The 23007-nt window shown below is 62.5% G+C and carries 23 protein-coding genes and 1 pseudogene; 16 read left to right on the top strand and 8 right to left on the bottom strand.

Annotated elements, in window-relative coordinates:
• Positions 1-494: 494 nt before the first annotated feature.
• Entirely contained in the window at positions 495-2378 is a 1884-nt protein-coding gene (locus V6M52_RS04395; RefSeq protein ID WP_332699845.1) for a bifunctional sugar phosphate isomerase/epimerase/4-hydroxyphenylpyruvate dioxygenase family protein, read from the bottom strand.
• 202 nt (positions 2379-2580) lie between these two features.
• A complete protein-coding gene (locus V6M52_RS04400) occupies positions 2581-3174 on the bottom strand; it encodes a TetR/AcrR family transcriptional regulator (protein WP_442881809.1) in 594 nt (197 codons plus the stop codon).
• A gap of 307 nt (positions 3175-3481) precedes the next feature.
• Between V6M52_RS04400 and V6M52_RS04405 the strand changes: the two genes are divergently transcribed.
• Positions 3482-4345, top strand: a complete 864-nt coding sequence (locus V6M52_RS04405; RefSeq protein ID WP_332700204.1) for a shikimate dehydrogenase — start codon at positions 3482-3484, stop codon at positions 4343-4345.
• On the opposite strand, the gene V6M52_RS04410 is transcribed toward V6M52_RS04405, so the two are convergent.
• Entirely contained in the window at positions 4342-5022 is a 681-nt protein-coding gene (locus V6M52_RS04410; RefSeq protein ID WP_442881810.1) for a GntR family transcriptional regulator, read from the bottom strand. The two genes, V6M52_RS04405 and V6M52_RS04410, sit on opposite strands and share 4 nt — an antisense overlap.
• Before the next feature lie 201 nt (positions 5023-5223).
• Here V6M52_RS04410 and dctP point away from each other — a divergent pair, with 201 nt between their 5' ends.
• The 4 genes from dctP (at position 5224) to V6M52_RS04430 (ending at position 8548) form a co-directional block, all read left to right on the top strand.
• Positions 5224-6204 carry a TRAP transporter substrate-binding protein DctP gene (dctP, locus tag V6M52_RS04415; RefSeq protein WP_332685743.1) on the top strand — a complete coding sequence of 327 codons (981 nt, stop codon included), beginning with the start codon at positions 5224-5226 and terminating at the stop codon, positions 6202-6204.
• A gap of 90 nt (positions 6205-6294) precedes the next feature.
• Positions 6295-6813, top strand: coding sequence for a TRAP transporter small permease (locus tag V6M52_RS04420; protein WP_332685741.1), 519 nt, complete (start codon positions 6295-6297; stop codon positions 6811-6813).
• Positions 6810-8120, top strand: coding sequence for a TRAP transporter large permease (locus V6M52_RS04425; RefSeq protein WP_332699848.1), 1311 nt, complete (start codon positions 6810-6812; stop codon positions 8118-8120). The genes V6M52_RS04420 and V6M52_RS04425 overlap by 4 nt, the downstream gene beginning before the upstream one ends.
• Positions 8117-8548 carry a type II 3-dehydroquinate dehydratase gene (locus V6M52_RS04430; RefSeq protein ID WP_332699851.1) on the top strand — a complete coding sequence of 144 codons (432 nt, stop codon included), beginning with the start codon at positions 8117-8119 and terminating at the stop codon, positions 8546-8548. Before V6M52_RS04425 ends, V6M52_RS04430 begins: the two co-directional genes overlap by 4 nt.
• A gap of 350 nt (positions 8549-8898) precedes the next feature.
• Here V6M52_RS04430 and V6M52_RS04435 read toward each other — a convergent pair whose 3' ends face one another.
• Positions 8899-9072: a DUF1127 domain-containing protein gene (locus V6M52_RS04435; RefSeq protein ID WP_332699854.1), complete on the bottom strand. Its 174-nt coding sequence runs from the start codon at positions 9070-9072 to the stop codon at positions 8899-8901.
• 231 nt (positions 9073-9303) lie between these two features.
• Positions 9304-9534, bottom strand: a complete 231-nt coding sequence (locus tag V6M52_RS04440; RefSeq protein ID WP_332685733.1) for a hypothetical protein — start codon at positions 9532-9534, stop codon at positions 9304-9306.
• 342 nt (positions 9535-9876) lie between these two features.
• Here V6M52_RS04440 and V6M52_RS04445 point away from each other — a divergent pair, with 342 nt between their 5' ends.
• The 3 genes from V6M52_RS04445 to V6M52_RS04455 are packed head-to-tail and all read left to right on the top strand — an operon-like array spanning position 9877 to position 12787.
• Positions 9877-10380: a molybdopterin-dependent oxidoreductase gene (locus tag V6M52_RS04445; RefSeq protein ID WP_332685731.1), complete on the top strand. Its 504-nt coding sequence runs from the start codon at positions 9877-9879 to the stop codon at positions 10378-10380.
• Between the two features lie 32 nt (positions 10381-10412).
• Positions 10413-11756 carry a sensor histidine kinase gene (locus tag V6M52_RS04450; RefSeq protein ID WP_332699857.1) on the top strand — a complete coding sequence of 448 codons (1344 nt, stop codon included), beginning with the start codon at positions 10413-10415 and terminating at the stop codon, positions 11754-11756.
• Positions 11753-12787, top strand: coding sequence for a response regulator (locus V6M52_RS04455; RefSeq protein WP_332699860.1), 1035 nt, complete (start codon positions 11753-11755; stop codon positions 12785-12787). Before V6M52_RS04450 ends, V6M52_RS04455 begins: the two co-directional genes overlap by 4 nt.
• 3 nt (positions 12788-12790) lie before the next feature.
• On the opposite strand, the gene V6M52_RS04460 is transcribed toward V6M52_RS04455, so the two are convergent.
• The gene (locus V6M52_RS04460) at positions 12791-12997 is read right to left on the bottom strand and encodes a hypothetical protein (protein WP_332685726.1); all 207 of its coding nucleotides are present in this window, start codon (positions 12995-12997) and stop codon (positions 12791-12793) included.
• Between the two features lie 291 nt (positions 12998-13288).
• Positions 13289-14692: an FAD-binding oxidoreductase gene (locus V6M52_RS04465; protein WP_332699863.1), complete on the bottom strand. Its 1404-nt coding sequence runs from the start codon at positions 14690-14692 to the stop codon at positions 13289-13291.
• A gap of 132 nt (positions 14693-14824) precedes the next feature.
• Between V6M52_RS04465 and V6M52_RS04470 the strand changes: the two are divergent.
• The 8 genes and pseudogenes from V6M52_RS04470 to V6M52_RS04505 form a co-directional block, all read left to right on the top strand.
• A pseudogene (locus V6M52_RS04470) lies at positions 14825-15102 on the top strand (DeoR family transcriptional regulator); the annotation flags it as partial.
• Between the two features lie 146 nt (positions 15103-15248).
• The gene (gene glpD, locus V6M52_RS04475) at positions 15249-16775 is read left to right on the top strand and encodes a glycerol-3-phosphate dehydrogenase (RefSeq protein ID WP_332699866.1); all 1527 of its coding nucleotides are present in this window, start codon (positions 15249-15251) and stop codon (positions 16773-16775) included.
• Between the two features lie 15 nt (positions 16776-16790).
• Positions 16791-17873 (top strand): ABC transporter ATP-binding protein, encoded by a 1083-nt coding sequence (locus V6M52_RS04480; protein ID WP_332699868.1) that lies wholly within the window; start codon positions 16791-16793, stop codon positions 17871-17873.
• A 9-nt stretch (positions 17874-17882) separates the two neighbouring features.
• A complete protein-coding gene (locus tag V6M52_RS04485) occupies positions 17883-18953 on the top strand; it encodes an ABC transporter ATP-binding protein (RefSeq protein WP_332685718.1) in 1071 nt (356 codons plus the stop codon).
• A gap of 2 nt (positions 18954-18955) precedes the next feature.
• Entirely contained in the window at positions 18956-19828 is an 873-nt protein-coding gene (locus V6M52_RS04490; RefSeq protein ID WP_332685716.1) for a carbohydrate ABC transporter permease, read from the top strand.
• A complete protein-coding gene (locus V6M52_RS04495) occupies positions 19825-20721 on the top strand; it encodes a carbohydrate ABC transporter permease (RefSeq protein WP_332699871.1) in 897 nt (298 codons plus the stop codon). Before V6M52_RS04490 ends, V6M52_RS04495 begins: the two co-directional genes overlap by 4 nt.
• A 9-nt stretch (positions 20722-20730) precedes the next feature.
• On the top strand, positions 20731-21012 hold the full coding sequence (locus V6M52_RS04500) for a DUF2160 domain-containing protein (protein WP_332699874.1): 282 nt from the start codon (positions 20731-20733) through the stop codon (positions 21010-21012).
• Positions 21013-21088: 76 nt separating this feature from the next.
• Positions 21089-22834 carry an ABC transporter substrate-binding protein gene (locus V6M52_RS04505; protein WP_332699877.1) on the top strand — a complete coding sequence of 582 codons (1746 nt, stop codon included), beginning with the start codon at positions 21089-21091 and terminating at the stop codon, positions 22832-22834.
• Here V6M52_RS04505 and V6M52_RS04510 read toward each other — a convergent pair.
• Positions 22831-22956, bottom strand: coding sequence for a hypothetical protein (locus tag V6M52_RS04510; RefSeq protein ID WP_332699880.1), 126 nt, complete (start codon positions 22954-22956; stop codon positions 22831-22833). The two genes, V6M52_RS04505 and V6M52_RS04510, sit on opposite strands and share 4 nt — an antisense overlap.
• Positions 22957-23007: the final 51 nt, after the last annotated feature.

A 23007-nucleotide genomic window follows, 5' to 3' on the forward strand; every position in this document is an offset into this window, starting at 1 on the left:
AGCGCCTGCAGGCCGGACATGAACACCCGGCCCTCGGTCGCCGAGTAACGATCATCCAGTGATATCACCTTCGTCGTCATGCCATCCTCCGCTAGGAAGATTGGCACAGATCGCATAGGAGCATTTCACTATCCGGGGGGCAAACTTGCCCCGAATTAGGATGTCGTCCTCAATATACGCACCGTGGTAGGACTGATGTCTGGATCTCGCCGGGGGTCAATCGTCGGTGACCATTCGCCCCGATTTCTCACCACCAGCAGCCGGTCTGACCAAGCGGCAGCTTTCGGGACCGTCAAAGACTTGATCCGACGACCGATATTGGGCGCAAAGCCGACCTGGCGGGGCCGCAAGCCGACAGGCGGCTTCTGGGGCCCGCGAGGCGAATAACGGGCTTTCAAGCTGCTGGGGCCAGGGTCTCCGACGGGCCCGAAGCGGACATACTGAGCGCAAGCGATCGATTCATCAAAACGATGGCCTTTGGCGCGAACTGGGTGCTAGTGCCTCGGTATGGCGACGGGTGAGATTGCTCTCTTTTGCGCAGCAATTCGGAACGGCGCGTTGATGGCTCCATAGCCGGCATAGCTGCCACGGCGCTCGACGATCTCGAAGAAGAAGCCCTCGCCGAAATTAGGCGTGTAGAGCTGGAAGAATTCGCCGTTAGCATCACGATCGTAGAGGATGTGGTTGTCGGCGAGGCGTTTGAGCAATGCACCGTCGAGGCCAAGCCGGGCTTCCAGGTCGTCGTAGTAATTCTGCGAAATCTCCAGCGGCGCCAATCCGCTTCTGCGCAGGAAGGCGGCAGTTTCGAAAATGTCGGACGAGGCAAAGGCGATGTGCTGCACGCTTGAACCAAAGGTTTCGGCGATGAAACGTCCGGCCAGGGTGCGGTGGCTTTCCGCACCGTTTAGTGTAAGGCGCATAGCGCCGCCGGGGCTTTCGATCACCTGGCTGCGCACCAGCCCCGAAGGGTCGATGACGTCGACCATGGGACCTTTGTCCACCACGAAGATCGAGCGGTAGAACAGGATCCAGGTGAGCATCTCCTCGTAGTTCATGGTCTGGGCGATGTGGTCGAACCCGATGAGACCGGCATCGGCGCCCGCCGGCTCGGAACCGAACTCGATGTCCCAGACGCGCGCCAGGTCGGTATTGTCGTCCAGGAAATAGATCACCCCGCCGCCGACGCCGCGTATGGCGGGGATGGACAATTCGCCCGGGCCCACGCGCTGGGCGAACGGCTGGGCATGGAGCGCCTTGGCGCGCGCCAGGGTCGCGCCCGCATCCTCGACAAGCAGGCCCATGGCATAGGCCGACGTGCCGTGGGTGAGGTAGGCAGCATGGGCCAGGCCCTCGCGCTCCGTATTGACCACGATGTTGATGCTGCCCTGGCTGAAGCGCTCTACACTCTTGCTCCTGTGCTTGCCGGTACGGGAAAAGCCCAGTTGACCAAGCATTGTCCGAAGCGTGTCTGCCTCCGTCTCATCAGCGGTGAATTCGACGAAGGAAACGCCTTTGACCGGCACGCGCGGTGGCAGCGCCATGCCGGCCGGAGCCACTTCCGGCTCCGCTTCGCGCACCTGATCCATCAAGAAGATCAGCGAGCGGTGTCCGTCGAGCGCGATGGTGCGCGGGGAGCCGGAGCGGAACTGGTCGTTGAAGATTTCAAGGGAAAGCGGGCCGGAATAGCCCGTCGCGGCCACGGCGCGGGCAAAGTCCACCACCGGCAGGTCGCCTTCGCCTGGCATGTTGCGGAAATGGCGGCTCCAATAGAGCAGGTCCATGTCCAGCGCTGGCGCGTCGGCCAGTTGCACGATGAAGATCTTGTCGCCCGGAATGGATCGAATGGTGTTGGGATCGATGCGGCGCGACAGGCTGTGAAAGCTGTCGAGGATGATGCCGACATTGGGATGGTCGGCACGGCGCACGATTTCCCAGGCGTCGCGATGGTCGTTGACGTGCCGCCCCCAAGCTAGGGCCTCATATCCCACCTTGAGCCCGCGCTTTGCAGCGCGTTCGCCCAGTTCGCGGAAGTCGGCAGCAGCGCGGTCGATGCCGCCAAGTGCCGCGGGGGCGACGCTGGAACAGACCAGCATCAAGGGGGCGCCGAGTTCCGTCATCAGGTCGAACTTGCGCTCGGCGCGCTCGAAGGCCTGGCGGCGCTGCGGCTCGGGCAGGCCCTCGAAATCGCGGAACGGCTGGAACAGGGTAATCTCCAGCCCCAGATCGGCGGCCATGCGGCGAACCTCGGCAGGGCTGCGATCATAGGCGAGGAAGTCGTTCTCGAAGATCTCCACACCATCGAAGCCGGCCGCTGAAATGGCCTCCAGCTTCTCCCGGAGATCGCCGCTGATGGAAACGGTGGCAATCGACGTTTTCATGACACGCCTTTGTACGAACCAGTTCGTACAAAATACGCGGCGTGCAGTGCGAGGTCAATGGACAGGCGTGCTCGGTGAGCAATGGAGGCGTCGTTTCCTCCGTCCTCACGGTTCTGTTTCGCGGCGGCCCGACCGTATGATGAGGTGCCTGGAGGTCCCTAAAAAATCCAGGCCACCGGGTCATTGGCGAAACAGAGCGCCATCAGGTCCCGACAAACGTCTCGGGCTTGGCGACGTAGCGCAGCACCATTTCGACCGTGTTCTGTTTGAGCCGGACCAGCATATCGGGCGCGCCGAAGTCGCGGGCGAAGAGTTGCGAGAAGGTGGCGCGGTTGGAGACGTTGAAGAAGCACAGGGCGCTGATCTGCCAATGGATCTCGAGGGGATCGAGGCCGGGTCGGAACTGGCCTTCGTTGAGGCCACGTTCGTAGAGTTCCCCGATACGGGCGATGGCGGTGACGTTGAGGTCTCGCACCACGCTGGAACGTTGAAGATACTGCCCGTGATGGATATTCTCGATCATCACCATGCGGATGAAATCCTCGTGCTGGTGATGGTGCTCGAAGGTGAATTCCACCAGACGCTTTAGCCCTTCAATGGGCGACAGCCCGGCAATATCGAGCTTGGCTTCTCCTTCGCGCACCTGGCGGTAGGCGTTTTCCAGCGCACTCAAATAGAGCCCGTCCTTGTCGCCGAAATAATAGTAGATCATGCGTTTGGATGAGCGCGTCTTGGCGGCAATCTCGTCGATGCGGGCTCCCGAAAGCCCGTTGAGCGCGAATTCCTGCGAAGCCACCTCAATGATATTCTGCCGCGTGCCCTCAGGGTCCTGCTGACGCGTGGGTGTTTTGCGTGCAGCCTTCGCTATCTCAGACGCGCTCTCCGCCATGGGGCTCTTGCCTTTCCTCATTCTGGCCCACGATTGACTAAACTAACCAGTTCGTACATTGTGAGCAAATCGCCTGTCGCAGTTGTACGGGCGAGACGGCGGCGAAAACAAGGGCGCATGGGCGAATGCCCTGACGTCGCGGGGAGTTGGTTTGGTGTCCAGTCAAGATGACCGCGTGCGCCATGCCTTTGCGGCGATCGGTGGCGAACGTGCTATGCCTGTTGCCGGTGGGGATGGGACCATGCGAATCGGCCTGCTCGGCCGCGGTATCGGGTCGTCTCTCACCCCTATTATGCATGAAGCCGAAGGGCGTCGGTTGGGACTGGCCTATCGTTACGATCTCATCGATTTCGACCGGCTCGGGCTGGACGATGCCGATTTGGGTGTAGTGCTCGAAACGGCGCGGGAGCTTGGCTACCGGGGACTCAACGTCACCTATCCCTTCAAGCAGGCGATCATTCCCCTGCTCGATAGCCTCGCGTCGGAGGCAGCTGCCATTGGCGCGGTCAATACGGTGGTCCTGCGCGACGGTGCCCGGGTCGGTCACAATACGGATTGCTGGGGGTTCGCCCAGAGCGTTCGCAAGGGGCTGGGCACGGTCCCAATCGACCATGTGGTGCAGATCGGCGCTGGCGGGGCAGGGGCGGCCGTGGCCCATGCGCTGGTGCAACTAGGCGCCAAAAATATCGACATCGTCGATGCCGATATCGGCAAGGCAGAAGCCCTGGCGCGCAACGTGAGAGATGTCACCGGTGCCCGCGCTCAGGGTCTCGCCCCGATGCGGTTGGGCGAGGTCATCGGTATGGCCGACGGCGTAGTGAACGCTACCCCGGTGGGCATGGAAAAGTACCCCGGCATGCCCTTTGACCCTGGCCTGCTGCAGCGCCGGCAATGGGTGGCCGACATCATCTATTTCCCGCGCGAAACCGAATTGTTGCGCCAGGCCCGGGCGCTGGGGTGCCGTGTACTGCCAGGGGGCGGCATGGCCATATATCAGGCGGTGCGGGCGTTTCACCTGTTCAGCGGCATCGAACCCGATGCAACAGAAATGGGCCGCACCTTCGCCGCCTATGCCTAGCCGGCGAGCTTGCCTGTCGACAGCACATGTTCGACGCCGCGATTGACGTGGCCGGAGAGCATAGCGAGTGCTCCATCCACATCGCGCTGGAGGGCCATTTCGAATAGCGCCCGGTGGTCGTCCACTACCCCACTGCCGCGGAAGCTGGCCGCCAGCATGTGGTAGCGCAGGAACCGGTCGAAAATGGCCGCGTGCAGGTCGAGCAGCACCTGGGAGCCGCAGGCCGAAATCAGTGCATTGTGAAAGGCGAAGTCGTAGCGCACCCAGTTGACAGTGTGGCGCTCATGGCCCGCGAGCAGGCGTTTTTCGGTCGCAGCCAGCTTGTGATGGGCCGCTACGACGCGGCCCTCCCATTCAAGGTCGCCATGCGCGAAGGAGAGGCGTAGGGCGTGGCTTTCAAGCAGCAGCCGTAGATCGGCGATTTCGCGCAGATCCTGCGCGGTGGCCGGGGCGACGGCAAATCCCTTTTGTCCTTCGGCTATCACCAGGGACTCGCTGGCGAGGCGATTGAGAATTTCCCGCAATGTGCTGACGCCAACGCCGTATTGCTCGCGCAGGGTTTCCAGTCGCAGTTTTTGTCGCGGTGCCAGGCGGCAGGCAATGATGTCGGCCCGCAGGCGCATGTAGGTCGCCTCGCCAACGGAAGTCACGGCGGCATCGGGGGTCTCGGGCATCACAAATCATCTGACAAATTTGATTTCATCTGCTACATAGCTAAATACGTGAGAAAAAGAAAGCATGCCGATCTTTCGATCCAACCCACCGTTGACATGAACGAACTATTTCGTACAAAGTGATTGCAGGCCGATGGCGGGAGGTCATTGGCGCAGGCCGGACAGGCCGGAACAGGGGTTTCGGCCCTTTTGGGAGGATCATTGATGACCATTTCACTTTCGCGCCGCGCACTCATGGTGGGCGGCTTGCTGCTGGCGGCCGCATTCCCCGCCATGGCGCAGGACAAGCCTGTGCTGCGCTTTTCGGCGGTGTTCTCCGAGCAGGACATCCGCGCAGAGATGATGAGTCTGCTCTCTTCGCAGGTTGCTGAAGAGGTCACCATCGAGACCTATCTGGGTGGCAACCTGTTCAAGCAGGGCACCGAACTGGTGGCGCTGCAGCGTGGCAACCTGGAGATGGGCAATATTGCCCCGCAGGACGTGTCCAATCAGATCCCGGCCTGGTCGGTATTGACCTCGGCCTATCTGTTCCGCGATGCCGCGCATCTGCGCGCCTTCTTCGACAGCGAGGTCGGCGCTGAATTCAAGCAGATGGCCGAAGACCAGCTCGGCATCCATATCCTCGGGCCGACCTACTTCGGTGCCCGCCAGGTGGGCCTGCGCGGCGACAAGCAGATCAATACGCCCGCCGACATGGCCGGCATCAAGCTGCGCATGCCCGGCGGCGACGCCTGGCAGTTCCTGGGGACGGCGCTGGGCGCCAACCCGACCCCGATGGCCTATGCGGAAGTCTATACGGGCCTGCAGACCGGCGCCATCGACGGGCAGGACAATCCGCTGCCCAATGTCGAGAACATGAAGTTCTACGAAGTCATGGATCAGATCGTCCTGACCTCACATCTTGTGGGCTATGACCTCCTGGTCATCAGCAAGGCCGCCTGGGATGCCATGGCCCCCGACCAGCAGGAAGCCTTCCAGGCCGCCGCCAACGTGGCCATGGACTTCAGTCAGGAAGAGCACCTCAAGCGCGAGGCCGAACTGGTCGAGCGTTTCAAGAGCGCCGGCCTCGACGTCTATGAACCGGACCTGGATGCCTTCCGCAGCCACGCTCAGCAGATGTATCTCGACTCCGACCTTGCCAGTGACTGGCCCGAAGGTGTGATCGACCAGATCAACGGCCTTTAGGGCGTCGCAGAAGGACGGCGCCGCATCTGGCGCCGTCCTTCACTCTACGGCATCTTCGGTCGACCCGGCCGACATAGCGGAGTCCCCGTCATGCCCTCTTCTCTTACCCGCATCGGCGGCTGGCTTCATGCCAGGGCAGAAAATCTGCTGGCATTGATGCTGGCGGTCATGTTTGCGGTCTTCATCCTGCAGATTGTCTTCCGGTATCTGCTAAACTTTCCCATCGGCTGGACCCATGAAGTCAGCGTGATGATGTGGCTCTGGCTGGTGCTGTTCGGCACCGCCTTCGTGGTGCGCGACAGCGAGGAGATCCGCTTCGACATCCTATACGGCGCGGCACGAGGAAGATTGAAGCGGGCCATGGTCCTGCTGACTGGGCTGACGCTGGTGGCGCTGTTCACCATCTCCCTGCCGGCCGTCATCGACTACATCATGTTCATGAAGGTGGAGCGGACCGCCTATCTCAAGATCCGCTTCGACTATCTCTATTCCATCTATGGCATCTTCGCGGTCGCCATGATCGTTCGCCAGCTCTGGCTGTGTGGGCGCGCCGTGTGGGGCAAGGACCAAGACGAGTTCGACCCAACCAAGGCAGGTTCTGGCGTATGACCGTTTCCCTGGCCTTCCTCTTTGCCCTAGGGCTCATCACTTTCCTTGCCTTCTTCGGCCTGCCCATGGGGCTCGCCATGATCTGCGGGTCGATCCTCTATCTGCTCATGCGCGGGCAGGACATGGGCATTGTGGCTGAGCAGTTCCTCAACGGCATGTATTCCAACTACATCATGCTCGCGGTGCCGCTCTTCATCCTCGCCGCCGAGATCATGAACTCGGGCTCGCTGTCCGATCGCCTGCTCAAATGGTGCGACGCCCTTGTCGGGCGTTTCCGCGGCGGGCTGGCCCAGGTCAATGTGCTGCAATCGATCGTCTTTGCCGGCATGAGCGGTTCCGCCGTGGCCGACGCGGCCGGCTCGGGCAAGATGATGCAGCACATGATGACCAAGGATGACAAATACACGCCCTCCTATGCGGCGGCGCTGACCGCTGCAACGGCGGTGATCGGTCCCATCATCCCGCCCTCCATTCCAATGGTGCTCTATGCCCTGGTGGCGGATACCTCCATTGGCTACCTGTTCCTGGGCGGACTGGTGCCGGGCCTGCTGATGGCGCTGTTCCTCATGGTGCAGATCGGCATCACCGCTCGGCTCAAGAACTTTCCCATCGAGGCGCCGGTACCAGTTCGGCAATTGCCGCGCATGACCTGGGATGCCCTCCCCGTGCTGATGATGCCGGTGGTGCTGATGTGGGGCATCTATGGCGGCGTCACCACACCGACCGAGGCCGCAGCAGTCGCTGCCGCCTATGCTCTGGTCGTGTCTGTCGTGGTCTATCGCAGCGTCAGGGCCGGGGACTTCTATCGCTCGCTGCTGATCAGCGCCAAGACGACTGCCTCTATCGGCATGTTGATCGCCGGGGCGCTGGTCTTCAACTATGTGGTGACCATCGAGAATATCCCGCGCAGCCTCTCCATGCTGCTGCTCTCCTGGGATCTCGACCCGCTGATGTTCCTGATCATCGTGAACCTCATCCTGTTGATTCTCGGTTGTGTGCTCGAAGGCACGACCATCCTGCTTGTCATCGTTCCGGTGCTGATCCCCACAGCGCAGGCGCTGGGTATCGACATGGTCCATTTCGGCGTCGTGGTGGTGGTCAACATCATGCTCGGGCTGATCACGCCACCCTATGGCCTGTTGCTCTTCATCATGACGCGTATCTCGGGCGCACCCATGCGGGCGCTGATCGCGGATGTCATACCCTTCCTTCTCGGGCTCCTGCTCGCTCTCTGTCTCTTCACCTTCGTGCCCGAGACCGTGCTCTGGCTGCCGAAGCTCTTCGGCTATCAGGGAGCCACGCTGTGAAGCCGATCTATGTTCTCAACGGTCCCAATCTCAATCGGCTGGGCAAGCGCGAGCCGCAGATCTACGGCACGACCACATTGGCCGAGGTGGAGGCCAATTGCCGGATTGCCGCGGGCGAGCGCCCGGTAGTTTTTCGCCAGACCAATAGCGAGGGGACATTGATCAACCTCGTGCACGAGGCCATCGACGAAGGCGCGGGTATCGTCATCAACCCAGCGGCCTTCACCTTCACCTCCCTGGCCCTGCTCGACGCGCTCAAGATGTTCGAGGGCCCCGTGATCGAGCTCCACATCTCCAACATCCACAAGCGCGAGCCGATCTATCACCGGTCCTACGTGTCGATGCGCGCCGATGCCGTGATCGCCGGCCTGGGCGCCTATGGCTATGAGGCCGCAGTTGTGGCCCTACTGAGGTTGCTGAGGGCATAGCTGTGCAAGCCTGACAGCGCAAAACGCGTGGCTTTGAGAAGCCGTCTTTTTGATCGCGGCAAGTGAATACCATTCGATGTCGGTGAGGGCGGCGCCCTGCAACGCATAGTAGTTGTCAGGAAGTCGCGACAATTCGGCGGCGTTTTTTCGATCAGAAGGCGCGAGTCGTCCGTCAGCCGCTACGTGCCTCCCCCAGGCCGATTGCATGGAGGAACCCGGTAAGTTGGGGGGACTCGGCCATTTCGACCTTGGGCATCAGGACAATTGTCCCGAACGCTACCACGAGAAGGGCGCGGACGCGGGTCCGGGCACGGTGAGCGCGAGAAACATACATTGGATGGCCAGCCACTTCAGTTTCCGCGCCGTGCGTCGCTGCGCCGGCCAAAGCAATGCGCGCCCATCGAGTCGATGTCGGCGCGGATCAGGCCGATATCGGTGAGCATCTGGTCGCTGAGTTGGGAAAGGTGCTGCCTGGTCCTGCGGATAGAGCGCCTTTCGCGCCAGCCGTCGAAAGCATTGAACATGTTGGTCTCCTTAAAAGATGGCCTCACCTACAGTCTGGCCGTGGCGCGGCCCCCACTCGTTTGAGCGGGCTTTTGGATAAAAAGAGCTCGGGACGCGGCGGCGCCGAAAAAAAGCCGCCCAGCGAGATTGCGGGCGGCAGGTGCTTTGGAGATCAGTCATCGGTGGCGGCGCTAATGGCGGGTGTTCAAAGGATATCTTCACTATCCCCGCCCCACCTGTTCGCGCGGGGTTCAGCCGATTTCGGAACTTCGCGCTCTTCCATCCGCCCGACGGTCTTGGGTGGAGGTGCCGCGCAGGTGAGAATAGGCGGTCGCGGCCAGCGAGACCGCAACGACGAGTCCGGCGAGGCAAGATGCAACCCGGACGGTTGCCCACAGCCCGAACAATTCGGTTCCAACAAGCAGTGCACCGATCAGCATATAACTTCCGATCGACAGGTCGCGATTGTGGTCGTGCATCATTCCGGTTCCCCTTCGGCCATTCAGAGTCCTGCTCGGTGACGGCGCTGCCGCCCCAAGCGTAGAGGACACAAATCCATGGATGAACCTGTCCCGTCGCCACCCAAACGAGTGGTGCACTCAATATCGGCGGGCAATTTGCGGCGGCCAGGCACGGTTTGGCGGACTTGTCCCCACCCAAATGGGTAAAATCAGCAGAGAGGCGTGACTTTTCCACTTGAGAGTGCTGGACCAAAGTAAGACGCAACGCCAATATAGACTGGCAGACCCGGTTTGTGCCGGGCTACGGGGGACTTGTTTGAAATGCGGTCGAGGAAGGCGTTTCTGAACTCGGAATTCAGTGGCTTGCGGTTGGGTCTTGCCCTGGTGGTCATCGCCGCCCTGGCAATCGGTCCAGCGTCCGCCGTTGACCCGCTGCCGGCACCCACAGGACCAATCATCCTGACGGTCAGCGGCAATATCGAAGTCAGCAATTCCGAGCAGGGCGCCCAGTTCGACCGCGAGATGCTCTATGCGCTGGGCTTGAGCGAAGTGCGGACCACGACCGCCTGGACCGACGGCTTGCAGGCGTTCGAAGGCGTCCTGCTTCGCGATGTGCTGCAGAGGGTTGGCGCCTCAGGCAGCATTGTTACGGCCACTGCGATCAACGACTATGTGGCGCCGATCCCCATCGAGGAAGCCGCTCGCTACGACGTGCTGCTGGCCGCAACCATGAATGGCGTGCAGATGGAAGTGCGGGATCGGGGCCCGCTCTGGATCGTCTATCCGCGCGAGGATCACCGAGAACTGCAGGAGCCGCAATTCAACGATCGCTGGGTCTGGCAGCTCCGGGAAATCAACGTGCAATGAGCCTCAGGCCCTGGATGACACGGCGCTTCCTGGTGGCGCTGGTCGCCATGGCGGTGCTGTTTATGCTGCTCGTCGCCGCTTGCCTGCGCCTGCTGGCAAGTGAAAACCAAATCACCGACTACATCACTGAAGACATGGTCTGGCTATCCAGCCAGGGACAATACGAGGCCGTGCGCTTCGCCGATGCGCTGGGCAGCTACAGCCATGGCGGAATTCCGATCTCCGAAGTGCAACTACGCCTTGACCTGCTGAGCAGCCGCATCGCGATCCTGGAAGATGGCGAGCCCTACCGTCAATTGCAGGCACTGGGACAAGCGCAGAGCATCGATGACTTCCGCGTGGTGGTGGACAATGCCACCGAGCGTCTACCGAGCATGGACCAGAACGACGCCACGACCATCGCCTTGCTGCATGGCGAAACCCTGTCCCTGGCCTCCTCGTTGCGCGACATTGCCAATGCGGCGCTTTTCGGCAAACGCGACCGCGATACCATCGCCCGCCAGCAGCGCCGGAATACGCTGTTCGAGGTACTGGGGACGCTGGTGGCCACCATGCTGGCAGGCCTGATCCTCGCCGGCATCCTGGTGCGCGACCACCGCAACATGGTCAGCGCGGAATCGGCGCTTGAGCACGAACGCCAGGTGTCCCGGCTGCACCGCGCTTTCATTTCCATCGTCTCTCACCAGTTCCGCACGCCGCTCGCCATTATTGACGCCAGCGCGCAGCGCATGATCCGGCGCGGCGCACAGATGAGTGGCGAGGAGATCACCTCGCGCGCCGACAAGATCCGCGCTGCCTGCCTGCGCCTGACACGTCTGATGGAGAGCACGCTCAATGCGGCACGCCTCGAGGAAGGTGAAATCACCGTCAACCTGAGAACGTGCGATCTGGACGCGCTGGTGCGCAATGTCATCGACGGCCAGCCGGAACAGGACCAGCGGCGCATCGAACTCAAATCCGAGAACCTGCCGGCCGCAATCCGGGCCGATACGACCCTGCTGGAGCAGGCGGTGCAGAACCTCATCTCCAACGCGCTGAAATACTCTCCGGACGGCAAGCCGGTCGTCATCCATGCCCGGCGGATGGGCAGGGAAATACTGATCAGCGTGATCGACACGGGGGTCGGCGTGCCGGCGGACGAACTGGATTCGCTATTCCGCCGCTTCTTCCGTGCCCGCACCGCCGAAGGCATACCGGGCACCGGCATCGGCCTTAGCTTCGCCGCGCAGATCATGGAACTACATGGGGGCCGGGTGGAGGTGAACAGTGAGGAGGGGCACGGATCCACCTTCACCCTCCGCTTCCCTTACCGCCGCCCCGACACGGGGACTGACATTGTGTCGAACCGCAACTCCGAAATGATTGTCCGCCCATGACCGCCACCATTCTATGCGTCGAGGACGAAACCGACCTCAGAGCCGACATCTGCGAGGAACTGGTCGCGGCCGGCTATGAGGTCGACGAAGCCGGCAACGGGCAGGAGGCGCTCGAGCTGTTGCGGGGCAAGCGCTACGACCTCGTCCTGTGCGACATCACCATGCCGAAGATGTCGGGGCTCGAATTGCTGCGGCAGGTGCGGCAGGAACCCGGGCTGGGTGAACTGCCCTTCGTGTTCCTGACTGCCCTCGCCGGGCGACGGGACATTATCGCGGGCAAGGAAGCGGGGGTCGACGATTATCTCACCAAGCCGATCGACTTCGACCTGATGCTGATCACCATCGCGGCCCGCCTCGATCAGGTGGCGCGTATCAAAGGCGCTGCCACGCGTGACAATGCGGGACATGGACCGGGGCTTCGCGCGGGCCTGCTCGGCGCCGGCGAGGCGCTCAACCGGATAGCCGTCGGCGTGTTCCTGATCGACAGCGAGCGGAAGGTCCTGTTCCGCAACCGGCGCGCGGAAGAACTGCTGGACGAGGCCGATGGCATCACGCTGTCGCGCGAGGATTTGCTGCGGGGGGAAAAGCCACAGCAGACCCAGGCTTTGCGTGACATTGTCGATATCGCGATCGCCCGCGCCGCAGCTGGCGACCGGCAGGCGAGCGGGGCTGTCGCACTCACCCGCAGCTCGGGGCGGCGGGCGCTGTTCGCAGTCGCCTGCCCGCTGGGGCGAGGCCCGGCCCAACCGGGCGAACCGGCCGTGGGTCTTTTCGTCACCGATCCGGAGTGGCGACCCCATGCGACAGCGGAGGCGGTGGCCCAGCTCTATGGCCTCTCTCCCGCGGAAACGCGCCTGGCACAGGCCCTCGTCCGAGGCCTCAGGCTCGACGAGATTGCGGATGAATTCGGCCTCTCGCGCAACACCGTCAGCTATACGCTCAAGAACCTGTTCCGGAAGACCGAGACGGACCGCCAGGCAGACCTGATGAGCCTGTTCATCGGCAACCCGATGAGCCTCAAGGACGGTTGAGCGTCACGCCGCCTGCTGAATTTGGCTGGCGCGGCGCCGGGTTCCGGTCGCGCTGTCCTTGCCCGGGCGTCGCTTGCTTGCCGGCTTGGGGCGGAAGGTGGGATCGCTGGCCACGAGCTCGGTGATTCCGGCATCGATGCCGCGGAAAATGCGGATCAGTTCGGGATGGTCCATTTCGTCAAGGTCGATGATGTCTGGCAGACGGGTCATTTCTCAGCTCTCAATTTCGGGTCAGGCGGTCAACCCATATGGAAGGGCAATCAGGACAATGGTGAGCGCATAGAGGCTCGAAAGCAGGATAGTGCGGCGCATGGTGGTTCCAATCTGAGGGAGAGGCGGTGCGTGTTATTCGCATCAGCTGTCGGTGCAATAACCAGTTCTTGAGAGCTGTTTCTCCATCCGAATGGGTGGGGCAGGGAAATCACTGGCGCGACACGGAACTGTAAAGGCGCCGGTGCAATCTGCACCGGCGCCTTTCATGGCAACGTGGGCCTGCCCGCCTCAGGCGGGCGGAATGTTCTGGTTGAGCCGGAACAGATTGGCCGCATCGTAGCGCCGCTTGACGTCCCGAAGCCGCCCCCAGGTCGCGCCAGGGTAGGAGGCCCGCAGCGCCTCGGCACCTTGATCGGCGAGGAAGTTGACATAGGTGCCGGCCGTGGCGCCGCGCAGGACGGCCACGCCGTTCTCGGCCCACCGGTCATGACGTACCGCCGCTTCGGCGCTACCGTCCATGGCCAGGAACCCCACGAGAATGGGCGCCTGCCGGTGGGCGTAGGCCGTGGCGTCATTGGCCACCCGGGCCGTGGCCCCGCCGAGAACCCGGACCTGCGCCATGCGCATCGGCGCGTCGCAGCGGTCGAGCCGGCCCAGAATGTCGGCTGCTTCGTCGAGACCGACGCCGTCCATGAAGAGGGTGCGGATCGAAACTGTCGGCTTCATTGCCGGATCTTCAGGCAGATACATCATGGAATAGGGGCCGGGCCGGGCAAGATCGGCTATCGGGGTCGCCAACGCCCGGAACGGGGCCAGGGCCTGCTGCGCGGCATCGGCGGGGCCGGCATAGGCCATCATGCAGATCAGCACCGTCTTGCCGTAAATCTCGGGCGGCAGGAAGGGCATCGGCGGCGCCGGCATAGCCAAGAGGATGGTCGTGAGTTCTTCCGGCGCGGCCCTGGCGGCGATAACGAACCCCGCCAATATCTCGGCCGTTGCCGGCAGGATCAGCGGGCCGCCGGTAAAGTCGGGCAGCGGATGGAGGCGGTACTTGAACCGGGTCACCACGCCGAAATTGCCACCGCCGCCGCGCAGGGCCCAGAACAGGTCCGGGTGAATGGTCTCATCCACGACCAGGATATCGCCGGCCGCCGTGACGATTTCCGCCGCCAGCAACGAGTCGATGGTAAGTCCGTGCTTGCGGGCCATGTAGCCGACACCGCCGCCCAGCGTCAGTCCGCCGATCCCGACGGAGGACGAATCGCCGAAGCCGACGACCACCTGGTGTTGGTCGAGCGCCTGCGACACCTCACCGGCGGTAAGACCGCTGCCTACCCAGGCTGTCATGGCGTCGAGATCGATATTGAGGCCCTTGAGATCACGCAGGTCGATCACCACGCCACCGGCGCTGCCGCTATGGCCACATACCGAATGCCCGCCGCTGCGCACGGCGATCTCAAGACCGTTGCGGCGGGCAAAGTCCACCACATCGGCGACATCGGCAGCAGTGGCCACCCGCGCTACGAATAGCGGCCGGTGATTCCAGTTGCTATGGGCGAGCGCCCGCAACCCGTCATAGTCGTGATCGTCGTCGGTGACGATCCGACCCTTCACGCGCGAGGCCAGTAGCTCGATGCCCCGTGCGAGTTCTTCGGTAAGTTTGGGTGCATCCACCCTCATGACGACGTTCATTCTTGTCCGCTCCAAGCCTAATGCGCCGATGAGAGGCGCTTGATGGCGGTGCGAGATACAAGATCGCGTCCCTGCGCTCCCCACTCGTTTGCGTGGGGTGCGGGAGACCATCGGCTTGCTGCGTCAGAGCCCAATTATGCGGTCATCGGCACTTCGGCATCGACGCGGACGGGGCTTTGCTCGATTTCGATTTCCGAGAAGTGAAAGTGGCGCTGGCAATCATTGCCAATGCCCGCCACGTCATCCTGGTGTCGGACTCCACCAAGTTCGAGCGCACGGCTCCGGTGCGGATTGCTCATCTGTCGCAAGTCCATACGTTCATTGGCGATGAGTGTTCCCTAACCTCCGCCCGCCGGGTTTGCGCCGAGACAGGCGTGCGGATCATCGAGATATTGCCGCCGACGCGATAGCGCGTTTTTCAGATATGGGCTTTCGTTTTGGACCGAGTTTCGACGCGCGTTTGCTTTCGATTGACATTCGATTTCCTTTCGCCTTACGTTTCGACCGTTCCATATGCCTGGATAACCAGCAAGCGGAACGGGGCGGAGGGCAGAGCGTGGACGCGGCACGGATTCGTGACATCGTCATCATCGGAGGTGGCATCAACGGTTGCGGTATCGCCCGTGATGCGGCGGGGCGCGGCTACGACGTCCTGCTCGCCGAAATGAACGACCTTGCCAGCGGCACGTCGTCGGCGGCCACCAAGCTGATCCATGGTGGACTGCGCTATCTTGAGCACTATGAGTTTCGCCTTGTACAGGAGGCGCTGGCCGAGCGCGAAGTGCTGTGGGCCTCGGCGCCGCACATCGTCTGGCCCCTGCGGCTGGTGCTGCCGCATCACAATGGCCTTCGGCCGGCATGGCTGCTGCGGCTGGGCCTGTTCATCTATGATCACCTCGGCGGCCGCAAGCTGTTGCCGGCGACGCGGACACTCGACATGCGCACCGACCCGGCTGGCGCGCCGCTCCAGCCGCTCTACTCCAAGGCGTTCGAATATTCGGACTGCTGGGTCGACGATGCCCGTATGGTGGTGCTGGCCGCCAGGGACGCCGCCGATCGCGGCGCCACGATCCGCACACGCACCGAAGTCGTTTCGGCGCGGCAACTCGGCCAGTTGTGGGAGGTCACCCTGCGCGACACCCAGAGCGGCGATGTCGAGGCGGTCAAGACGCGCCTGCTGGTGAATGCGGCAGGTCCCTGGGTCGACCAGGTGCTGACCGGCACGCTGGGCGCCAACAGCGCCGGCAATGTCCGGCTGGTCCAGGGCAGCCACATCGTGGTGCGCAAGCTCTACGACCACGACCGCTGTTACATGTTCCAGAACACCGATGGCCGCATCATTTTCGCCATTCCCTACGAGACCGATTTCACCCTGATCGGCACCACTGATCAGGACTATGAGGGTGACCCGCGTTCCGTCCGGATTACCGAAGGCGAAATCGACTATCTGACGACGGCGGCCAGCGCCTACTTCATCCGGCCAGTGACACGCAATGACATCGTCTGGAGCTATTCCGGGGTGCGCCCGCTTTATGCCGACGGCGCCAGCAAGGCTCAGGAAGCCACCCGCGACTATGTGCTCAAGACATCCGGCGGCGCGAACGAGGCCCCGCTGATCAATGTCATCGGCGGCAAGCTGACCACATTCCGCCGCCTCGCAGAAGCGACGCTCGACAAGATCGAAACGCTGATTGGCGCCAGGGGAAAACCCTGGACGCTCGGCAGCCATTTGCCGGGTGGCAACTTTCCGGCCAATGGTTTTGCCGCTGCGGTAACCGCACTCAAGCACCAGTATCCGTTTCTCGACCGCGCCCATGCGCAACGGCTGGTGCGGCTCTACGGCACCCGCGCCAGCGTGATGCTCGGCGTGGCGCGCGGCTATGCCGATCTCGGGCGCCATTTCGGTGCCGATCTCTACGAGGCCGAGGTTCGCTATCTGGTAGATCAGGAATGGGCCGCGACCAGTGACGATATTCTGTGGCGGCGGACCAAGCGTGGGCTGCTGGGCGATGCTATCAAGGTGGCGGAGCTGGACGCATTTCTATCGGCTCTGGAAGCGCGCCCTGCCGCGCTGGCAGGCTAGGAAGGAACCAAGACTGTGCTGGAACTGAGAAACATCACGCGGACTGTTGGGGCCGATACCCACATCGACAATGTCTCGCTGCGGCTCGAGCGTGGCACGCTCAACGTGCTGCTGGGACCGACGCTGTCGGGCAAGACCAGCCTGATGCGCCTGATGGCGGGCCTGGACAGGCCGACCAGCGGCAGCGTGCAGTTCGATGGCGTCGACGTCACCGGCGTACCGCCGCAGAAGCGTGACGTCGCTATGGTGTTCCAGCAGTTCATCAACTACCCGACCATGACGGTTTACGAGAACATCGCTTCGCCGATGCGGGTTGCCGGTGCCAGTCGCCAGGCCATCGATGCGGCCGTCGAGCGCGCCGCCGCGCTGATGAAGCTGACGCCCTATCTGGGGCGTACCCCGCTCAACCTGTCGGGCGGCCAGCAGCAGCGCTGCGCCCTGGCCCGCGCCATCGTCAAGAATGCCGGCCTCGTCCTGCTCGATGAACCCCTCGCCAATCTTGACTACAAGCTGCGCGAAGAACTGCGCGCCGAGTTGCCGCGCATCTTTGCCGAAGCCGGAACAATCTTCGTCTATGCCACCACGGAACCTTCCGAAGCGCTGCTGCTGGCCGGCAATACAGCCACGCTGTCGCAGGGTCGGGTGACCCAGTTCGGCAAGACCATCGAGGTGTTCCGCCGCCCCGACGACCTCATCACCGCGCAGACATTTTCTGATCCACCGCTCAACACTATCGTCATGCGCAAGGCCGGCAGGCAGTTCCTGCTCGATGGCGGACTAAGTTTTCCGGTGCCGGCGCATCTGGGCGATGTAGCGGAGGCGGCTTACACCATCGGGTTCCAGCCCCACCACCTGAGCCTTGCCCGCGCGAATGCCGACGCGGTCGCGCTGCGGGCCACGGTGACCGCCATGGAGATCACCGGTTCGGAGAGCTTTGTGCATCTTCGCTTCGCCGACGCAAACTGGGTGATGCTCACACCCGGCGTACAGAGTTTTGTCGTTGATCAGCAGATTGAGGTGTTCCTCGATCCAAAGCTGCTGCTCGTGTTCGACGGCCAGGGTCGGGCCGTGACCGCCCCGACCCGGCTGGCAGCATAGGAGGCGAGCATGGCCCGTATCGATCTCGACCACATCCGTCATTCCTACCTCGCCAATCCGGTCAAGGATGACGATTTCGCGCTCAAGGAAGTCCACCATGGCTTTGACGATGGTGGCGCCTATGCGCTGCTCGGCCCCTCGGGCTGCGGCAAGACGAGTCTGCTCAACATCATCTCGGGACTGGTCCAGCCCTCGCGCGGCCGCATCCTGTTTGATGGCGCCGACGTGACCCAGCTGGCAACCGAGAGGCGCAACATCGCGCAGGTGTTCCAGTTCCCGGTGATCTACGACACCATGACGGTCTACGATAATCTGGCCTTCCCGCTGCGCAATCGCGGCGTGCCGGAAGCCGACATCTCCCGGCGCGTCAACGAAACGCTGGAGATAATCGGGCTGGCCGAACGCGCCCAGAAGCGCGCCCGCGGCCTCACCGCCGACCAGAAGCAGAAGATTTCGCTGGGTCGGGGCCTCGTCCGCTCGGATGTCAACGCCATCCTGTTCGACGAGCCGTTGACGGTGATCGATCCGCACATGAAGTGGCAGTTGCGCAGCCAGCTCAAGGAGCTGCACAAGCGGTTCGGCTATACCATGGTTTACGTGACGCATGACCAGACCGAAGCGCTGACCTTCGCCGACACAGTCGTCGTCATGTATGAGGGCGAGATCGTTCAGATCGGCACCCCAGCCGAATTGTTTGAGCGGCCCAGCCATACATTCGTGGGCTATTTCATCGGCTCACCCGGCATGAATGTGCTGCCGGTCACCCTCGATGGCGCCACCGCTCGGCTGGGTGGCCAGAGCATTGTCCTGCCAGGCGCCGCCGCGCCGGTGGCCGGTGCCAAAATCGAACTCGGCGTCCGGCCGGAATACGTGCGGATCGGCCGATCCGGCCTGCCGATGCTGGTGCGCGCTGTGGAAGATATTGGTCGCCACAGAATTGTGCGCGGCAGCATCGAAGGGTGCGAGCTGGCGGCGATCGTCCCGGAAGGCGACGAAATACCCGCCGATCCGCATGTCAGCTTCGACCCACGGGGCATCAACATCTACGCCAACTCCTGGCGCCAGGCGCTGAGGGCCTGATCATGGAAAGAACCTTCAACAATAAGGCCTGGTTCCTCGTCCTGCCCGTGCTGGTTCTGGTGGCCTTCTCGGCCATCATCCCGCTGATGACAGTGGTCAACTATTCGGTGCAGGACACGTTCGGCAACAACCAGTTCTTCTGGGCTGGTCTCGACTGGTTCCAGGACGTGCTGGAATCGGACCGCTTCTGGGATGCCTTGGGGCGGAACCTGATCTTTTCGGCGATCATCCTCGCCATCGAAATTCCACTTGGCATCTACATCGCGCTCAACATGCCCAAGAAGGGCTGGGGCGTGCCGGTCTGCCTCGTACTGATGGCCCTGCCGCTGCTGATCCCGTGGAACGTGGTCGGCACCATCTGGCAGGTGTTCGGCCGTGTCGACATCGGCCTGCTCGGCCACACACTGGCGGCAATGGGCATCGACTACAACTACGTGCAGGACCCGGTCGATGCCTGGCTCACCATCATCGTGATGGATGTCTGGCACTGGACCAGCCTCGTCGTGCTGCTGTGCTATGCCGGGCTGGTGTCGATCCCCGACGCCTACTACCAGGCCGCCCGGATCGACGGCGCCTCGCGCTGGAGCGTCTTCCGTTTCATCCAGTTGCCCAAAATGGGCCGCGTGCTGCTGATCGCGGTGCTGCTGCGCTTCATGGACAGCTTCATGATCTACACCGAACCGTTCGTGGTCACCGGTGGCGGCCCCGGCAACGAGACCACCTTCCTTTCCATCGATCTGGTCAAGATGGCGATCGGGCAATTCGACGTCGGGCCGGCCGCCGCCATGTCGCTGGTCTATTTCCTCATCGTCCTCTCGCTCAGCTGGGTATTTTACACCGTGATGACCAACCAGGGACAGGAGAAGGGCCAATGACTGACCGCGAACTGTCGGCCACGGGCCTAACCGCCGCGCCGCCCGCCACCTCCTCCAGCCCGGCCAGGGTCGCTGCTGTCAACAGCCGCCGCCCGCTGCGGCTCGGCTGGCTGGTGCCGACGATCTACATCCTGTTCCTGCTGCTGCCCATCTATTGGCTCGCCAATATGAGCTTCAAGACCAACCAGGAAATCACCTCGACCTTCACCCTGTGGCCGACCAACTTCACCCTGCGCAACTACGCGGTGATCTTCACCGATCCCTCCTGGTATTCGGGCTACATCAACTCGATCATCTACGTTGCGCTGAACACGGTGATCTCGCTGGCCGTGGCACTGCCGGCCGCCTATGCCTTCTCGCGCTATCGCTTCGTGGGCGACAAGCACCTGTTCTTCTGGCTGCTGACCAACCGCATGGCGCCGCCGGCGGTGTTTGCCCTGCCGTTCTTCCAGCTTTATTCGGCCTTCGGGCTCATCGATACCCATATCGCCGTAGCGCTGGCACACTGCCTGTTCAATGTGCCGCTGGCGGTGTGGATCCTTGAAGGCTTCATGAGCGGCGTGCCCAAGGAAATCGACGAAACGGCCTATATCGACGGCTATTCGTTCCCGCGCTTTTTCGTGAAGATCTTCATGCCGCTGATCGCCTCCGGCATCGGGGTGGCCGCCTTCTTCTGCTTCATGTTCTCCTGGGTCGAATTGCTGCTGGCGCGAACGCTCACCACCACCGATGCCAAGCCAATATCGGCGATCATGACGCGGACCGTTTCGGCCTCGGGCATGGACTGGGGCGTGCTGGCCGCAGCGGGTGTGCTCACCATCATCCCGGGCGCGCTGGTGATCTATTTCGTGCGCAACTACATCGCCAAGGGCTTTGCCCTCGGGCGGGTTTAGGAGGCTTTCATGGACTTTTCGTGGATGGCCTGGACCTGGCCGACGGCGACCTTCTTCGGCGTCATCTTTGCCCTGCTGTGCGGCATGGCGTTCTGGGAGTATCGCGTACCGGGCGGCAGCCCGCGCGTCGGCATCCTGCGCTTTGAAACCACGCGGGGGGACCGGCTCTTCATCTCGCTGCTGGGCAGCGCGTTCATCAATCTTGCCTGGCTCGGCCTTGTTGGTCCCGAGCTGTGGTGGAGTCTCGCCCTATCGGTGGTCTACGCAGTGTGCGTATTCCGCTTTGTCTAGGGGAGTTTAGGCTGGGAGCAGCCGTGGGATAGACGACTGCTCTCAAATCGCAATCGAAAATCTAGGGAGGATTTGTATGCGACGGCACCTACTAACTTCGACGACGGCATTTGTCTTGCTGCTCGCCGCCAGCCCGGCATGGGCCCAAAGCATGGACGAGGGTATCAAATTCCTCGACGCTGAAATCGGCGAGCTGTCGGCGCTGTCGCGCGCGGACCAGGAAGCCGAACTCAAGTGGTTCATGGACGCGGCCGCCCCATATGCGGGCATGGACATCAAGGTCGTCTCCGAAACCATCACCACCCATGAGTATGAATCCAAGGTGCTGGCCCCGGCCTTCACTGCCCTCACCGGCATCAAGGTCACCCATGACCTGATCGGCGAAGGCGACGTGGTGGAAAAGCTGCAGACGCAGATGCAGTCGGGCGAGAACATTTATGACGCCTATATCAACGACAGCGATCTGATCGGCACGCATTGGCGCTACCAGCAGGCGCGCAGCCTGACCGACTGGATGGCCGGCGAAGGCGCCGCGGTTACCAATCCCAATATCGGGATCGACGATTTTATCGGCGTCTCGTTCACCACCGCTCCGGATGGCGATCTCTACCAGCTGCCCGACCAGCAGTTCGCCAACCTCTACTGGTTCCGCTACGATTGGTTCAACGATCCCAAGAACCAGGAAGACTTCAAGGCCGAGTATGGCTACGACCTCGGCGTGCCGGTCAACTGGAGTGCCTACGAAGACATCGCCAAGTTCTTTACCGGTCGCGAGATCGATGGACAGGCTGTCTATGGCCACATGGACTACGGCAAGAAGGACCCGTCCCTGGGCTGGCGCTTCACCGATGCGTGGCTTTCCATGGCTGGCAACGGCGACAAGGGCATCCCGAACGGCCTGCCGGTCGACGAATGGGGCATCAAGGTGGACGAGAATTCCCGTCCGGTCGGCTCCTGCGTGGCGCGTGGTGGCGACACCAATGGCCCAGCTTCGGTCTATGCGATCCAGAAGGCCATCGACTGGCTGAAGGACTATGCACCACCGGAAGCTGCCGGCATGACCTTCTCTGAATCCGGCCCGGTGCCGGCCCAGGGTGCGGTTGCCCAGCAGATCTTCTGGTACACCGCCTTCACGGCCGACATGGTCAAGGAAGGTCTGCCGGTCATGAACGAGGACGGCACGCCAAAGTGGCGCATGGCCCCCTCGCCGCATGGCGTCTACTGGCAGGACGGCATGAAGCTTGGCTATCAGGACGTGGGCAGCTGGACGCTGCTGAAGTCGACCCCGGTCGACCGCGCCCAGGCCGCCTGGCTCTATGCGCAGTTCGTGACTTCGATGACGGTCGACGTCAAGAAGTCCCATGTGGGCCTCACCTTTGCTCGTGAATCGACGATACGGCACCAGAGCTTTACCGACCGCGCTCCCGAACTGGGTGGCCTGATCGAGTTCTACCGCTCGCCGGCTCGCGTGCAGTGGTCTCCCACCGGCACCAACGTTCCGGACTATCCCAAGCTAGCCCAGCTGTGGTGGCAGGCGATCGGCGACGCGTCTTCGGGCGCCAAGTCGGCCCAGGAAGCCATGGACTCGCTGTGTGCTGAGCAGGAAAGCGTGCTGGAGCGCCTGGAACGCGCCGGTGTGCAGGGCGATATCGGACCCAAGCTCGCCGAGGAACATGACCTGGCCTACTGGAACGCCGACGCCGTCGCCAAGGGCAACCTCGCCCCGCAGCTGGCAATTGCCGAGGAAAAGGACCAGCCCGTGACCGTCAACTATGACGAGTTGGTCAAGAGCTGGGCCGACGCGAACGCAGCGGCCAACTAGTCGCAGTCACCGATCAAAAGGGAAGCGCTGGGGCAACGTCCCAGCGCTTCTTCAGCTTGATGGCCATCGTCCAGTTTCTTCGCAGCAGCAACCAGCGAATGGCCGGTGACAACCACCGCCATCTGAAACTCGGTGTACGCACCTTGATGGTGTCGACGACCGCATTGCCCTCA

It is taken from the genome of Devosia sp. (assembly GCF_036676215.1).
Classification (GTDB): domain Bacteria; phylum Pseudomonadota; class Alphaproteobacteria; order Rhizobiales; family Devosiaceae; genus Devosia.